Origin of the sequence: Brevibacillus borstelensis (assembly GCF_037834415.1) — a bacterium.
GTDB lineage: Bacteria > Bacillota > Bacilli > Brevibacillales > Brevibacillaceae > Brevibacillus > Brevibacillus borstelensis_A.
Genome location: NZ_JAUMSJ010000037.1, coordinates 1 through 16,197, shown reverse-complemented (window position 1 = coordinate 16,197; position 16,197 = coordinate 1). Strand labels below are relative to the sequence as shown.

Sequence of the window (16,197 nt, the reverse complement as noted above, 5' to 3'; positions counted from 1 at the left end):
AGAAGGTGGAAGCATGCGTATTTTACATACGGCAGACTGGCACTTCGGTCGTCAGCTGGAGGGACGCGACAGGCGGGGGGAACAAGCTGAATTTGTGGACGAGCTTTGCCGGATAGCGGAGGAAAAAGAGGTTCAACTCGTTCTGGTCTCAGGAGATGTATACGATTCGGTCAATCCGCCTGCCTGGGCGGAAGAGCTGTTTTACACGGCGCTGGAGCGCTTGTCGGATGGGGGGCGGCGCGCGGTTGTCGTCATTGCGGGAAACCACGATCAGCCGGAGCGGGTTCGGGCGGCGGCACCGATCGCATCCAAGCAGGGAATCGTCCTTTTGGGGTTGCCGAAAGAAACGCCAATCTTATCGGCAAGCGATGCCCCAACGAATAAGGTCCGGGTGCTGGACGGAGGCCCGTCGTGGATGGAGCTGGCGGTTCCCGGCGTGGATCACCACGCGGTCATTCTCGCCTTGCCGTATCCATCGGAGGCCCGCCTCAAGGAGCTGTTAAGCGACACGTTTACCCAGGAGCAGATGCAGCTCGCTTTTTCCGAGCGGATTCAGACGCTGCTTGCGGACCTGTCGGTACATTTCCGGGAAGATACGGTCAATCTGGTGACCAGCCATCTGTTTGTCATGGGCGGCCGGGAAAGCGACAGCGAGCGGCCTATCCAGATCGGCGGAGCCTTGACCGTCTCTCCGTCAGCTTTCCCGAAAAAAGCGGATTACGTGGCGCTCGGCCACCTGCACCGTTTGCAAAAGCTGGGAGAGAAGCCGCTCATTCGCTACAGCGGCTCGCCGCTCGGGTACTCTTTTTCGGAAGCGGGACAGAGCAAGGCTGTCGTGATCGTGGATGTCGTTCCCGGCGAAGAGGTGCGGGAGGAGATCGTCTACCTGGCAAGCGGCAGGCCGCTGGCGCGCTGGAAGGCGACAGAAGGGATCGCCCAGGTGGAAAAATGGCTGGAGGAAGGCAGGGACGCCGGAGCCTGGATCGATCTGGAACTGCATGTATCGGATGTGATCGACCCGGCCGAATTCCAGCGGCTGCGCAAGATGAGCGACGATTTTATCAAGATCCAGCGGGTTGTGGTGCGCGAGGAAGCAGCGGGCTCGGCGGGCGAGCAGCGGACGGAGCTGAGCGAGCTGTTGCCTGATCAGCTGTTTCGCCGCTTTTACGAGCGGAAGCGCGGGGCGGAGCCGGACGAGAAGCTGGTCGCCCTGTTTCAGCGGCTGCTGAGCCAAACCGGTGAGGAGGAGAGGTCGAAATGAAGCCGATACGTCTGAAGCTGGCTGGTCTACATAGCTATCGGGAGATGCAGGAGATCGATTTTGAAAAACTGTGCGAAGCGGGTCTCTTTGGAATCTTTGGCCCTACGGGGAGCGGGAAATCGACGATACTGGACGCGATCACGCTCGCGCTTTACGGGCAAGTAGTCAGGCTGGGCGGCGGGAGCCACCCCAAGGATGTGCTCAACCAGCTGGAGCAGCGCGTATTTGTCTCGTTCACCTTTGAACTGGGCTCAGGGGCTGATCGAAAGCGGTATACCATCGAACGGGAATTTGGCCTGAATAAAAACGGCAACTGGCGACAGCCGGAAGTACGCCTGATCCAGTGCGGAACAGATGAAAACACGCCGGATGTCGTGCTGGAATCAAAGGCGACCATGGCAACGGCCGCTGTCGAGTCTTTGATCGGCCTCACCCTGCAGGACTTTACCCGCGCTGTCGTGCTGCCGCAGGGACAGTTTTCGCGGTTTCTCACGCTCAAGGGCAGCGACCGCAATGAGATGCTGCAGCGGATGTTCCATTTACATATATATGGAGAAAAGCTGAGCGAGCGCGTCCGGGCGGGCCTGGAAGCGACCCGGGAGCGGCTTCACCAGATCGAGCTTGAGAAGGCGTCTCTCGGAGATGCGGGACCGGAAGCGCTGGAACAGGCACGGAAAGAGTGGGAGGAGGCAGCGCGGCAGGAGCGGGTCTATGCGGAGCAGCGGGAAAGCCTGGCGGGTATGATCAAGGAAATGGAGCAGGTATACCGCTGGCAGGAGGAGCTGGAGCGCGTCCGCGAGCGTCTCGGTGAGCAGCTGGCCAGAACGGAGGAGGCGGCTGAGTGGGAACGGCTTCAGAAGCAGCTGGAAGCCAGTGTCAGGCTGTGGCCGCAGGTTCAGCAGTTTGAACGCCTCGACAAGGAATGGCAGGAGACAGCGGACTGTCTGGAGGGCGCCCGGCAAAAGCAGGAGGCGATCCAGCGAACGCATAAGCAGGCGGAGGATGCCTATGGAAAAAGCTACGCCGAGCTGCAGCGGGAGGAACCGCTTCTGATCGAACGGAAAAGCAGGCTGATCCAGGCTGCCGAGTGGGAAGAAGAACTAGCCGCCCTGCGCGCGGAATGGACCGCGCTGGAACAGGAATGGCAAAAGGTGACCCAGGAGCTGTCGGTGTTGGAACAGCAGCTGGCGCATGACAAGGATCATTTGAACCGCTTGGAAAGCGAGCGGGCCGAGCTGGGCAGATCGTTGGAAGCGGTGCAGGTAAAGCCGGAATGGCGCGATCTGATTGGCGCGCTACGGGAGGCCAAGCAGAACTGGGAGAGGGAAGAACAGAAACGCAAAGAGCTGGCGCTGGAGCTAGCGAGTGTCAAGGCGGAGCAGAGTGCTGCCTCCTCGGAGTTGGAGACGGCGCGGAAGGCTTGGGAGGAAAGCGCCTCGCATTTGGCGGAAGCCAGAGCGCAGCTGGCCTCGCTTGAGGCAAGTCCGCCGTCTTCCGAAGCCGAGTGGGCGAAAAAACTCGACGTGCTGTCCCAGATCAAGCAGTGGGGCAGGCATTGGCGCGAGCAGGAACAGGCACTCGCCTCCTGGGAGGAGAAGCGGCGGACAGCCCTGCGTGAACAAGAACAGCTGACAGCCCGCCTGCATGCATGCGAGGCGACGGTCAAGGCAGAAGAGGAAGCCCAGGAAAGGCGGAGAAGCGACCTCGAGCGTTTCCGTGCAAAATGGGAGCAGTGGCGGGAAGCGAATATGGCCCGGATGCTGCGTGAGCGCTTGAAGGAGGGGGAAGCGTGCCCGGTCTGCGGCTCCTCCCACCACCCTTGCCTGGATGAGAAGAGGGAGGATGGGTCTGGACAAGACGCGGAGCAAGCCGCAGGCGAGAGCATTCGCAGGCAAATCTGGGAGACGGAGGAAGCGATTCGTCTCGCGGAGCAGCAGATCAGGACGGCGTTCGAGGCCTTGCAGACGGCAAAGGGCGAATGGAAGCTGGCGGAGCAGCGGATGAGCTCGCTTGGCGAAGAGCGTGCGGCAGTGGGGGACCGAATCGAAGCGATCCGCCGGGAGTGCGCGGCCCTTGGCGAAAAGTGGGCGGTTGGCGACATCGCAGAGCTGCTGCAGATGTACAGGCAGGAAGAGGCGGCGCTGAAGAGCGAAGCCGAAGCCAGAGAGGCATACAGGGCAGAACGGGAACGCTTGCAAAAATGGGCGGATGAGCTGCGCGACCGGGAAGCGGAGAAAAAGAGCTTGTATGAGCGAAGCACCGTTCTGTGCGAACAGCTTTTGAAAAAAGAAGCGGATGCAACAGCTCGTCTGGAAGCAGCGGTCAGCCAAGCGGAGGATGCCGAACGGCGCCTGACTGACAGGCTGGGAGACGTGACCGTCGAAGAAATAGACAAACACTGGGAGTCGATCGGAAAAAGGGATCGGGAAGCGGCGGCTCTGCAGCAAGAGAAGGCAGAAAAGGAGTCGCTGTACCAATCGCTTCTCGCCGGCTACCAGGAAGCGTCCGCACGCCAGACCGGAATGCAGTCGCAAAAGACGCTGCTCGGCGAGCGGCTGGAGGAAAAGAAGCGGCTGTGGGAGCAAAAGCATAGGATGTGGCTGGAGCGGACAGGCGGACATCCCGCTCACGAACGGCTGCAGGACGTGGAGCAATCCCTGCAGCTGCTGCGCACCGCTTTTGCCGAGGCGGAAAAAAGGCGTAAAGAGACTGGAGAAGCCCGGGAAACGGTGCAAAATGCCGTTGTCAAGCTGTCGGAGAGCTATGCGGTTTTGGCCCGGCAGCGAACGGAAGCGGCAGAGCAGATGCACCACTCGCTGTCAGAGAGCGGCCTTGGCACGGCGGAGAGGGTCGGCGAGCTGTACCGCGAGCGTGAGCGGCTTGCCTCCTTGCAGGAACAGCTTTCCGCGTACCAGACGGAGCTCGCCCGCCTGCGGTACGATGAGGAGCGGCTGCTGCGGACTTTGGACGGAAGAACAGTAACAAAAGAGGAATGGGAGGAGGCCAGGCTGGCCTGGGAAGAGGCGGAATCGGGCCATCAGACGGCCAAGGAACAGGTTGCCGTCACCCGGCAGGCGTTTGCCCAGGTAGAGCAGAATCACGAAAAATGGCTTTCGATCGAAAAGCGTCTGGAAGAGGAGACGGATGAGCAAAGCCGTTTGGAGGAGCTGAAAAAGCTGCTGGAAGGAAAGGCGTTCGTGCAGTTTATCGCCGAGGAAAAGCTAGCTTCGATCGCCAGGGACGCTTCCTACCACCTGATGCGGATGACGAAAAACCGGTATGCGCTAGAAATCGGCGACGAAGGCGAATTCGTTTTAAGGGACGAGGGCGCCGGGGGCATGCGCCGTCCGATCGGCACCCTGTCTGGGGGAGAGACCTTCCTGACGTCCTTGTCGCTGGCGCTGGCCTTGTCCATGGAAATCCAGATGCGCGGCGGCCGGTTGGAGTTCTTTTTCCTCGATGAAGGCTTCGGCACGCTTGATCCGGAGCTTCTGGAGGTCGTCATGGACGCGCTGGAGCGATTGCGTATGGACGACTTTACCATCGGCGTGATCAGCCATGTTCCGGATATACGTGTACGGATGCCGCGAAGGCTGATCATCACGCCGGCGGAGCCGATGGGCGAAGGCAGCACGATCAGGATGGAGACGGATTAATCAACAACGACGAGGAGGAGTGCTCATGGCGGTACAATTTGTCTTGGGCCGTGCCGGAACAGGAAAGACGCAAACCATCCTGGATCAAATGGAAACGCGGCTCAAGCAGGCGGCGCTGGGGTCGCCGATGATTCTGCTCGTTCCGGAGCAGGCCAGCTTTCAAGCGGAGTACGCTCTCGCTTCCATCCCGGGACTGCATGGTGTCATCGGCACGCAGGTGATCAGCTTCGGACGGTTGGCACACCGGCTGCTGCAGGAGCTGGGCGATGTGACGCTTGTGCCTGTCGACGATTTGGGCAAGCAGATGGTGCTTCGCCTGCTCTTGGAGCGCTGCAAGGAAGAGCTTCAGGTATTCAGGCGGGCGGCCCTGCAGCCAGGATTTACGTCACAGCTGGGCCGTCTGATCAGCGAGTGCAAATCATATGGCGTCAGCTTTACCCATACGGAAAACGTAGACTGGGGGAGCGGAACGCTGAATCAAAAAATACACGATCTTAGGCTGATCATGAACGCTTACGAGGCCTATCTCGCTCAGGGGTACTGGGACGCGGACGATATGCTGAACCGCGTGGCTGTGATGATCAAAGACTCGGCCTACATCGCCCGGTCAGAGATTTTCATCGATGGATTCAGCGGATTTACGAATCAGGAGCTGCGGGTGATCGAGCAATTGATGGTCTGCGCCAAACAGGTCACCATTGCCCTCTGCCTCGATCCGGCGGAGCGGGATGCTTCCCCGGATGAGCTCGGGCTGTTTCACCCGACGCTGCGCACCTACCAAACATTGCAGAAGATGGCCAGAGAAGCGGGCGTTGCGGTCGGAAGCCCGATCCTGTTTGCGGAGCAAAAGAGATTTGCGAACAGTCCCTGGCTTCGTCAGCTGGAGGATCGTTACTTTGCGTGGCAAGACCCGGGCAGTCCTCCTTCGCCAGCGAGACCGGATGAGGTCAGCCTGCTGTCTGCCGCCAATCGGCGGGCCGAGGTGGAAGCGGTCGGCTTGCAGATTCTCGAACTGGCTCGAGCGGAAGGGTATCGCTGGCGAGACATGGCAATCCTATTGCGCGAGATCGGCACCTATGCGGACGAGCTGGCGACCGTGTTTACCGATTACGGAATACCGTTCTTCCTGGATCAGAAGCGCACGGTCATGCATCATCCGCTGATGGAATTGGTCCGTTCCGCGCTCGAGGTGGTCGCGGGAAGATGGCGGTATGAAGCGGTATTCCGCTGCCTCAAGACAGATTTGATCAACCCGGAGGGCCGCGTTGCCGAAGACGGCGAGGCCATTTCTTTGGCCGCTGTCCGGCGGGAAGTAGACTTGCTGGAAAATTACGTCCTGGCGCACGGCGTATACGGCTCGCACTGGGCCGACGAGGCTCCGTGGCGCTTTAGCGGAGAGCATCGGGCTGCCGAAGATCAGGGGGCGGACGAATTGCGGAGACAGTATGCAGCGCCCTTGCGCCGGTTCGAACAGGAGCTGAAGCAGGCGGAAAAGAAAGATGTCCGCGCGATGGCTGCGGCTCTGTATCGCTTTTTGGTCAGCCTCGGTGTGCCTGGGGTGCTGGAGAAGTGGCAGCAGGTGGCAGAGCGGTCGGGAGAGCTGGACGACGCCCAGATGCACGGGCAGGTTTGGAACGGGCTGATGGGCCTTCTCGACCAGATCGTCGAAGTGATGGGCGAGGAGCAGATGGACATCGTCACGTTCGCCAGCGTATTGGAGAGCGGACTGGAAAGCATTGAGCTGGGACTGGTGCCGCCTGCTCTCGATCAGGTGTTGGTCGGGTCGATGGAACGTTCCCGCCAGCCTGATGTGCGAGCCCTTTTTCTCCTGGGGGTCAATGAAGGAGTCATTCCCCTCAAGCCGAAGGAAGACGGCGTACTGGACGAGGCAGAGCGGGAAAGGCTTGCGGAAATGGGAATGGAGCTGGCGCCGACAGCCAAGCAGCGGTTGATGGCAGAGCCGTACCTGCTTTACCAGGCGATGACCCGACCGTCTGAACGGCTGTATTTGAGCTGTGCGCTGGCAGATGAGGAGGGCAAGGCGCTTTTGCCTTCTTCGGTTTTTGCCCGTGTCCGGGAAGTCCTCCCGGATGTGCCTTACCGGTTTTTCTACAATGAACCGACCGGAGATCCGGAAGCGGACGCTTTTCTCTTGGGATCGCCCCGCCGCGTGTTCAGCCATTTGCTCACACTCGTCCGGGAGATGAAAGAGAGCGGCCGCCTGCCCGTTTTCTGGTGGGAGGTATACGACTGGTTTCTGCGGCATTCGCCTGACGCCGGCAGGGAAAAGTGGCTTTTGTCCGGCTTGCGCTACACCAACCGGGCGCTGCCGCTGGACAGACAGACGAGCCAGTCGCTTTACGGAGAGCGCCTGAAAATGAGCGTCTCCCGACTGGAGCGTTTCCAAACCTGTCCGTTTTCCCATTACTCCTCGCACGGCATTCGCCTGAGCGAGCGGCAGCTCTACAAGCTGGAGCGTTTTGACGTGGGCGAGCTCTTCCATGCCTCGCTCAAGCGCGCGGTCGAAAAGATGAACGAGGAGCGTCTGGAGTGGAGCCGGCTAACCGAGGCGAACAGCATGCAGCTGGCCGATGAGGTAGTGGACGAGCTGGTGCCTTCGACGCGCAGCAGCATTCTCACGCGGACAGCGCGGTACCGGTACCTGTCAGGCAAGCTGAAACGAGCCGTGGGAAGAGCGATCTACGTTCTGAGCGAGCATGCCAAACGCAGCCGTTTTGCTCCCGTAGGTTTGGAGGTCGCATTTGGCCCTGGAGGCGAGCTGCCCGGACTCGAGCTGAGTCTCGCCAACGGCACCTCTATCCAGCTGATCGGGCGTATTGACCGTGTCGACCAGTCCCTCGACAGCGAGGTACCGTATTTGCGGGTGATTGACTACAAGTCCAGCCCCAAGCAGCTCTTACTCTCCGATGTCATGAACGGCTTGAATCTGCAATTGCTGGTCTACCTCGATGTGGTCGTGACGAATGCGGAGGAATGGCTTGGCAAAAAAGCGGAAATGGCGGGTGTCTTTTACTACCAGGTAGCGGACCCGTTCGTCACCGCGAAGCGACTTTTGACCAGCGAAGAGGCGGCCAAGGAGCGGGCGAAGAGACTGCGGATGAAAGGCTTGATGCTGGCCGACGCGGAATTGGCACGGATGATGGACGAGCGGGTAGAGCAGGGGGCTTCCGAGCTGTTGCCGTTTGAACTGAAAAAGGACGGCACTTTGTCGGCTCGTTCTTCTGTGGCTACGGCAGAGCAGTTTCAAGCGCTTCAGCAGTTCGTCCGCGCCACGGTAAAGGAGCTCAGCACGAGGATGACAGACGGCGACATCCAGATTGCCCCCTATGTCAACGGGACGTTGACGGCTTGCGATCGCTGCTCGTACAAGCCGGTCTGCCAATACGATCCGGAGGGAGACGCCAATCAGCCGCGCCAGCTCCCCAAATGGAACAACAAAGACGTATGGGAAATGCTGCAAAGCCAGCAACCAACGGATGCGGAGGTGAGAAGCGATGGTGCAGCAGTCGAATCGACAGCAGGCCAAGCCTGAGCAATGGACAGATGAGCAGTGGCAGGCGATTACAAGCAGGGGGAGCAATCTGCTGGTAGCGGCAGCGGCTGGCTCCGGGAAAACCTCCGTGCTCGTCGAACGGATCATCCGGCGGATTATGGACGAAAGCGATCCTGTCGGGGTCGATGAGCTGCTAGTCGTCACCTTCACCAATGCGGCAGCGGCGGAGATGCGGCACCGGATCAGCGAAGCCTTGCGAAAAGCGCTCAAGGAAAAGCCGCAATCCGCTCACTTGCGAAAACAGCTGGCTCTGCTGCAGCGGGCCTCCATTACAACGCTGCACTCCTTTTGTCTGGGGCTTTTGCGCCAGTATTACTACCTTGTCGAGCTAGACCCCGACTTCCGGATTGCCGACCAGATGGAAGGGGAGCTGCTTCGCCAGGACAATCTGGAGGAAATGCTGGAGGAGTGGTACGGACGTGACCCCGACTTTCAGAAACTGGCCGATTTGATGCTGGACGGACAGGATGACCAGCTGCTTGTGGGGCTGCTGCTGCGGCTGTACGAGTTTTCGCGCAGCAATCCGGACCCGAAGGGATGGCTGGAGGAAGCGGCCGGGATGTTCGCGACTGCATCTGCGAAAAGCATGGACGGCCTCAAATGGACGAAAAGCATCCTGCAGTCGCTCAAATGGGAACTGAACGGTCTGGAAGGAAAGCTGAGGCGTGCAGCTCTCATCGCCTCTTCTCCGGAAGGACCGGGAGCTTACCTGCCGCTATTGGAAGCCGAGGCGGCGGGCCTCGCTCAGGCAGCGGCAGCGTGCCGCCAGGGATGGGCGGCGGCGGAGCAGGCGGTCCGAAGCATTTCCTTTGGACGGCTGCCTTCTGTCAAGGATGCGGACCCCGATCTCAAGGAGCAGGTGCAGGGCCTGCGCAATGAGGTGAAGAAAGCGCTGGGGGAGCTCATCGAACAATACTTTTCGATGCCGGCGGAGCAATATTTGGCGGACCTTGCGAAGCTGGCTCCGTTCATGCAAACGCTGGCCCGTCTGGTCACAGAGTTTGACGCCGCTTTTGCACAGGAAAAACGGGTGCGGGCGCTCGTCGATTTTGGCGACCTGGAGCATCTGGCGCTGCGGCTTTTGACGAGAGCCGACGCCGAGACAGAAGCTGAAGACGGCAGAAGAGAAGGCGGGAAGCTGCCTTCCGCGCTCGCCCTTCAGCTGCGGGATCAGTTTGCGGAGGTGCTCGTCGACGAGTATCAGGACATCAACCTCGTTCAGGAGACGATTCTCCGGATGGTATCCCGTGAACCGGATACACACGAGACAGCCAACCGTTTTATGGTCGGCGATGTCAAGCAAAGCATCTACCGGTTCCGGCTGGCAGAGCCGAATCTGTTCCTGGAGAAATACCTCAGCTATGAAACCGGATGGGAGCAAGGCCGGATGGAGGGGCTCGTAGCGGGGGCAGCAGACCGGCAGGACGCATCCCGCACCAGCAAGGCACCGGGACAGCGGATCGATCTGGCCGCCAACTTCCGCAGCCGCCGCGAAGTCGTAGACGCGGTCAACTTCCTGTTCAGGCAGATCATGTCGCCTGGCGTGGGGGAAATCGACTATGACCGCTCGGCTGAGCTCATCTGCCGCGCTTCCTACCCGGACGCGGAGCCAGGCCGCTTGCAAGTGGAACTGCATCTGATCGATCGAACTGCACACGAAGAGACGGAGGAGCAGGCCGGTTTTCAGGCGGAGGGCGGGGATACCGCGGCAGACGGGGAAGGCACTGATCTGGGAGAAGCGCTGGAAGAAGCGAGCGTGGCCCAGATGGAGGCGAGGCTGATCGCGCAGCGCATCCGCCGCTGGATGGAGCCGGGGAGAGGCGAAGCGCCGCTTATGGTCTTCGATAAAAAGGCGGGAGGGCTGCGTCCGCTCGCCTACCGCGACATCGTCATCCTGCTCAGAGCCACCTCGGCGTGGGGAGAACCGATGATGGAGGAGCTTCGGGCAGCGGGAATTCCCGTCTATGCGGAGCAGAACCAGGGGTATTTCAGTACGACGGAAGTGGAGGTCATGCTCTCTCTTTTGCGGGTAATTGACAATCCCTTCCAGGACATCCCGCTCGCATCCGTCCTGCGCTCGCCGATTGTAAACATATCCGAGCCGCAATTGGCGCAAATTCGCATCAGCTATCCGTCCGTCCCTTTCTATCAAGCGGTCCACCGGTATGTCGAGGAGCAGAGGGTAGAAGCGGATTGGGAGAGGCGTCTGCGCAGCTTTTTCGGCAAGCTGGACAAATGGAGAACCCAGGCCAGAAGGGATTCTCTGGCCGAGCTGATTGCGACGCTCTATCGCGAGACAGGCTATCTTGATTACGTCGCCGCGCTTTCGGGCGGTCAGCAGCGTCAGGCCAATCTGTGCGTCCTGTACGATCGCGCCCGGCAGTACGAAGCGGGCTCGTACCGGGGGCTGTTCCGCTTTCTGCGCTTCGTCGACCGGCTCCGGGACGCGGGCAGCGATCTGGGAGAGGCCCGCACGATCGGCGAAAACGAGGATGTCGTCCGGATCATGACCATTCACAAAAGCAAAGGGCTGGAGTTTCCGGTTGTCTTCGTCGCGGGCATGGGCAAGCAGTTCAACACGATGGATATGAAAAATCACTTTCTGCTGCACAAGGACCTTGGGTTTGGCCCGATGGCGGTGGAAACGGAGCTGCAGGTGCGGTACCCCAGCCTTGCCGCATTGGGCATCCGTCAGCAGCTGCGCCGCGAAATGCTGGCCGAGGAGATGCGGGTCCTGTACGTCGCGCTCACCCGGGCCAGGGAAAAGCTCGTCCTGCTGGGCACGGCCAAGGATGTAAGCAAGAGCGTTGTCTCCTGGGGACGCCAGGGTGACGGGGAGCGGCTGCATGACGAAGACCTCCTGCAGGCAAAGGGCTATCTGGATTGGGTCGGAAGAGCGCTGCTGCGGCATCCGCTTGCAGGTTCCCTCCGGTCTTACCCGCGCGATCGCGGCAGCGGCGAGGAAGTGACTGTTCGGATGATTCCGGACGAGTCGATGTGGTCGTTTTCCTTTTACCGGGCTGACGAGCTGAAGGCAGGGGCGGACCACCAGTCCGGCGAGCAGTCTGAATGGGAGCGAATCACCAAGCGGGAAGCGGTTCCGGAAAGGCCTGTCGACGCAGAAATCGGGAAGCTGGTCGAGCGTCGGTTGGGCTGGAGCTATCCGCATCAGGCGGGCTCCCGGGTGATGACCAAATGGACCGTCAGCGAACTGAAGCGAAGGGAACAGGCTGTTTCCAGGGGATACCCGCTTCATGTGCCGACCATTGTGGAGAAACCGCGTTTTCTGATGGAGGAAGGGGCGCACACGCTCACAGCAGCCGAGCGGGGTACTGTGACCCACTTGATTTTGCAGAACCTCGACCTCGCTCGTCCGCTGGATGAGGCGGATGTCCGGGAGCAGATCGCTTCGCTTCTGGCCCGCCGTTTTTTGACAGAGGAGCAGGTACAGGCTATCGACGCGACGCAGATCGGTCGTTTCTTCGCGTCATCGCTGGGCGAAAGGATGAAGCGGGCAAGAGCGGTACACCGCGAATTGCCGTTTACGCTGGCGAAGCCGGCTTCTCTGGTAGCGCCGGAGTTAAGCGGTTCGACAGATGAGCAAATTATCGTGCAGGGCGTCATCGACTGTTTGCTGGAGGAAGACGACGGCCGGCTCGTTCTGCTTGATTTCAAGACGGACAGAGTAGCTTCGGAGCGGTCCGAAGCGGTGAAAATAAACATGATCAATCGGTACGGTGAGCAAATTCGCCTCTATCGACAGGCTGTCGAACAGATTGTCGGCAGGAGGGTGGCGGAGAGCTATTTGTACCTTCTCGCTGGCGGTTACGCCCTCTCGTTTGATGACGAGGTCCGGTTCCTTTAAGGGGACCGGATTTTTTTTGAGCAAAATTGAAACAAATTCCAGATTGACCCGAATATTGGATTGAAAGCAAGTATGATGGAGATGAAAGAGGAGGAAATGATTATGAAACCGAAAAAATTCGCGATGTTAGCCCTGATGGCAAGCCTTGCAGCTACAGTCCCATTGCAGGTGTCGGCAAGCCAGCCATTGCTTGCGGCTGGACAGTCCAATAAGGGGCAGGTAGCGGCTCTTATGAATCAGGCGGACAAAGCGCTGGAGCAGGCGAAAAAAATGCTCCCGTATCTTGAGCAATACTCCCATAAGGTAGTGGAGCCTGGAGAGGATGGCCAACTGGTTGTCGTCTTGCAGCAATCCAAAGATAAGCCATTTCCCCGAATTTTGTTGTTTGTGGACGGCAGCACAGGAGAATGGAAGGGATTTCGCCGGATGACCGGAGGGACGACTCCTCCCACCACATACTCGCAGGAAAAGGCCATCGAAAAGGCGACGGATTTTATGAAGAAGTGGTATGGGGACCATATGGGCGATTATCAGTACAATCCGACCTTGACCATTTCTGCGGACTCGATCATCTTTTCCCGGGCTGTGAACGGGGTTCCCTTCCAAAATGAAAGCATCATGATTGATGTGGACAACAGCGGTGAAATTGTCGGCAAGTCAGCCATGGGTTCTCCGGCGCTCTCCCATGACAAATACGCATTTCCGAAGCCTGAGGGCGTGCTGTCGAAGGAGCAGGCGGAAAAAGAGCTTTCCCAATACCTGCACCTGCAGTATGAAACGAGGGATGGAAACGCCGTCCTCCGCTATGCCTTCGCTTTTTCCGGAGAGCTGGATGCCAAGACGGGAAAGGACGCTGGAGAGGGCAGCTATCGTCAGATCATTAAGGTCCAACCCAGGGGCGAGGTGCCTGTCGTGAAAAATGCAGCGGAAGGTGCCGCTTTCCTGGCGAAGCAGGGGATCAAGACGGAAGGAGCAACCGTGAAAGAGGATATCATGGAAAAGCTCAACAAAAAGTCCATGGAATGGACCAAAGACGACAAGCCGGTTGCAACTGTAGTTGTCGATACCAAGACCGACAGCGTTCTTTCCTTCGAAAATCGTGCACTTGTCACCGCAGGAGGAAGCAAAGAGAAAAAGTTGACGGCGGAGCAAGCTCTGCAAACGGCAATCAAGGAAATTGAAAAATATTTGCCCAAAACCGAAAAGGAAGTCATGCTGTTCGAAACCCCGCGCTACATGAAACACGGCAACACTTACCGGGCTGAGTTTGCCCTGCTGCACGAAGGAATACCGGTAAGGGAATGGCGATACGAAGTGAGCGTCGATGCGGAAACAGGCGAGGTCGTCAAAACTTCGCTCAGTGGCCGGAAACAGGTGAATTTCCCGAAAGCCGATCAAGCGATCTCTCCGGCGGAAGCCGCTGCAAAATACGTGAAAGAGTTTCCGCTGACGCTTGTGTACACGCTCGGCAGTGAAACAGAACAGCAAGCAAGACTGGTCTACAAGGCAACAGACGTTGTCCACGGACAGAGAATTGACGCAGCCTCGGGCGCAGTAATCTCCTGGAAAGAATAAGCCTGACAAAAAAGCAAGGCAACAGCTGAGGGCGCGAGTAAAAAGCGGATGCCCCCAAGGAAGGAGGGGAAGGGGTGACGGATGATCTTGAGCAGCGAATCCGGACGATCTACCAGACTTATTACGAGGATGTCTATACCTTCCTGTATTATTTCACCGGACGCCGGGAAGACGCCGAAGATATGGCGCAAGAGGTGTTTACGCGCCTCTTGAAAGCTTTGCCCCGCTATGACGGCCGCGTTTCGATGAAAACCTGGCTCTTTTCCATCGCAAGGTATGCCGCCATAGACCAATACAGGAAGCAAAAGTGGTTCAACCTTTTTTCCACCAACCAGTTTGATGACATGAGGTCTCGGGACGGGCTTCCTGAAGAAGAGCTGGAGACAAAGGAAGAAATGCGGATGGTCAAAGAAGCGCTGCAAAAGCTGAAGCCGCACTACCGGATGATCGTGATCGTCAGGGGAATCAAGGACTACTCGATCAAAGAAACAGCCGAGCTTTTGAACATCTCGGAAGCGAAGGTGAGGCTCGATTATCACAGGGCGCTGAAGATGCTGCAAAAATATCTGGGGGAAGAAGAAGGAGGTGTGATCAGTGAGTTTGCCAGATGAAGAAACAATCGAAGCATACCTTCGCCGTTATCGGGAAACAGTGCCGGCTCCGCGGGCAGAGTGGGTCCGATACGGGGAGGAAACGCTGGCCCGGCAGGCAAGAAAAATGAAGCGGACAGAGAAGATCAACAGAGTGATGACATACACGCTCAGTACGTCTGCCGCCGTTTTAATCGGTGTGTGGGTCCAGGGGATCGTGGTGGAAAAAGCGAACGTCCAACCCGCAGCAGATCACGGGCAAAGGGAGAGTGCTGCGGCAGCTTCTGACGCTCATTTGCTCCCAGGCATTTTCCACTCTCCTGACGCGCCCTCGCATTCGGCAGCAAACAGAGGGCTTGCCCCTTATGCCGAGAGGGGCCTGGTCTTGCCGCAGACGGCCAATGAGCCGGAAACAGGCATGCAAAAGCCCGCTGCGGGCAATGTAGGAAAATCGCCTGAAAGAACCGCCTATACCGAAGAACTGCCATCCTCTGGTACGGGAGGCGGAATGCTGGCTGCCGCGCAAAAGCCGGAAGAGAAACGCGGACTGGAAAAGCAAGCAGAGAAGTATTTGCAGGAAAAGCTCGGTGAAGAAAGCAAACAATACCGCTTCAATCCCGCCCGCTCCCGGCTTGCAGAGGGAATCGTCTCCTTCAGCCGGGTCGTGGACGGAATACCCGTAGACGAAAACAGCTTGGTCGTCAAAATCAATCAATCGTCCGAAGTGGTCGGAATGGAAATTTACCCGATCGCACAAAAGGCGTTTTCTGCCGCATCCGTACAGCGGTCATTGATCGATCAGGAGGAAGCGGCACAAAAGCTGGCGACCACTCTGCGGCTTGTCTACACTGCAGGGGAAGAGCCCGTCTTGCGGTATCAGCCGCTGCAGGCCGGTTATGTAGATGCGCTTACCGGAAAATTAGCGGCAAACGCAGATCAGGGAAGCAGCCTGATTCCCATACAGTCAGAGGGGAAACGGCTCCGGGCAACAGATGCCGGTTCCGCTGCCGATCTGCTGCGAGCTGAGTTCGGTGTGAAAATCAGCGCCGGAATTGAGCCTGTCAGAATGATCAATGATTCTAGCTTCGAATACCTCTGGGAGTGGGACGGAGGAAAATCCGCGAGAATCCGGATGGACAAAGCGGGAAATATCCTTTCGTTCGCGTCCAGAAACGCTGTTCAGAAAGCCGGCAACAAGCAGCTCGGCATGAAAGAGGCGCAGCAAACGGCGATAGAGAAGCTGTCCCGTTATCTGCCTGCCGGCGTAGAAGAGGTGGAAATGATCGGCCAAACGGAGGAAGGGCAGCAAACGCTGTTCCGGTTCTGCTGGGTGCATCAGGGCATTCCGGTGATTACACACAGCTACGACGTATATGTAGACAGAACCAGTGGCACAGTCACCGGGATGGCTGGTCCGTTCGGAGCGGAACTTCCTCGGCTGCCCAAAGCGCAGGATGTCATTTCTCCCGAAGAAGCCATGAAGATTTTCGCGCAGCAAGCGCAGCCGGAGCCGGTTTACCGCGCTTTGAGCGGACAGCGTAAATCGGACGCGGAGGTGCAGCTGGTCTATCCTTATCCAGTGCGGAATGAACAGCCGCTTGCCGTAGACGCAAAAACAGGGACTCTCGTGCAGCCATAAGGAAGGTACGATCTCAACCGGTCAGAAATTGGCCGGT

General features: G+C 58.6%; 7 protein-coding genes. All 7 read left to right on the top strand.

What is annotated here, in order from left to right:
• Window positions 1-13: 13 nt before the first annotated feature.
• The 7 genes from Q3F21_RS21820 to Q3F21_RS21790 all read left to right on the top strand — a co-directional run bounded on the left by Q3F21_RS21820 (window position 14) and on the right by Q3F21_RS21790 (window position 16,160).
• Window positions 14-1,261, top strand: a complete 1,248-nt coding sequence (locus Q3F21_RS21820; protein ID WP_340257803.1) for an exonuclease SbcCD subunit D — start codon at window positions 14-16, stop codon at window positions 1,259-1,261.
• Complete coding sequence (locus Q3F21_RS21815) at window positions 1,258-4,917, top strand: AAA family ATPase (protein ID WP_340257801.1); 3,660 nt, start codon at window positions 1,258-1,260, stop codon at window positions 4,915-4,917. The genes Q3F21_RS21820 and Q3F21_RS21815 overlap by 4 nt, the downstream gene beginning before the upstream one ends.
• Window positions 4,918-4,942: 25 nt before the next feature.
• Window positions 4,943-8,470 (top strand): helicase-exonuclease AddAB subunit AddB, encoded by a 3,528-nt coding sequence (gene addB / locus Q3F21_RS21810; protein ID WP_340257799.1) that lies wholly within the window; start codon window positions 4,943-4,945, stop codon window positions 8,468-8,470.
• Window positions 8,433-12,356 carry a helicase-exonuclease AddAB subunit AddA gene (addA, locus tag Q3F21_RS21805; RefSeq protein ID WP_340257797.1) on the top strand — a complete coding sequence of 1,308 codons (3,924 nt, stop codon included), beginning with the start codon at window positions 8,433-8,435 and terminating at the stop codon, window positions 12,354-12,356. Before addB ends, addA begins: the two co-directional genes overlap by 38 nt.
• Window positions 12,357-12,458: 102 nt before the next feature.
• Window positions 12,459-13,931: a YcdB/YcdC domain-containing protein gene (locus Q3F21_RS21800; RefSeq protein WP_340257795.1), complete on the top strand. Its 1,473-nt coding sequence runs from the start codon at window positions 12,459-12,461 to the stop codon at window positions 13,929-13,931.
• 74 nt (window positions 13,932-14,005) lie between these two features.
• Window positions 14,006-14,542 carry an RNA polymerase sigma factor gene (locus tag Q3F21_RS21795; protein WP_340257793.1) on the top strand — a complete coding sequence of 179 codons (537 nt, stop codon included), beginning with the start codon at window positions 14,006-14,008 and terminating at the stop codon, window positions 14,540-14,542.
• A complete protein-coding gene (locus Q3F21_RS21790; protein ID WP_340257791.1) occupies window positions 14,526-16,160 on the top strand; it encodes a YcdB/YcdC domain-containing protein in 1,635 nt (544 codons plus the stop codon). Before Q3F21_RS21795 ends, Q3F21_RS21790 begins: the two co-directional genes overlap by 17 nt.
• Window positions 16,161-16,197: the final 37 nt, after the last annotated feature.

What these genes read in the sequence shown, in the direction of transcription:
- Q3F21_RS21800 (WP_340257795.1), top strand. Translation starts at nt 12,459, where the DNA reads ATGAAACCGAAAAAATTCGCGATGTTAGCCCTGATGGCAAGCCTTGCA.
- addA (WP_340257797.1), top strand. Translation starts at nt 8,433, where the DNA reads ATGGTGCAGCAGTCGAATCGACAGCAGGCCAAGCCTGAGCAATGGACA.
- Q3F21_RS21815 (WP_340257801.1), top strand. Translation starts at nt 1,258, where the DNA reads ATGAAGCCGATACGTCTGAAGCTGGCTGGTCTACATAGCTATCGGGAG.
- addB (WP_340257799.1), top strand. Translation starts at nt 4,943, where the DNA reads ATGGCGGTACAATTTGTCTTGGGCCGTGCCGGAACAGGAAAGACGCAA.
- Q3F21_RS21820 (WP_340257803.1), top strand. Translation starts at nt 14, where the DNA reads ATGCGTATTTTACATACGGCAGACTGGCACTTCGGTCGTCAGCTGGAG.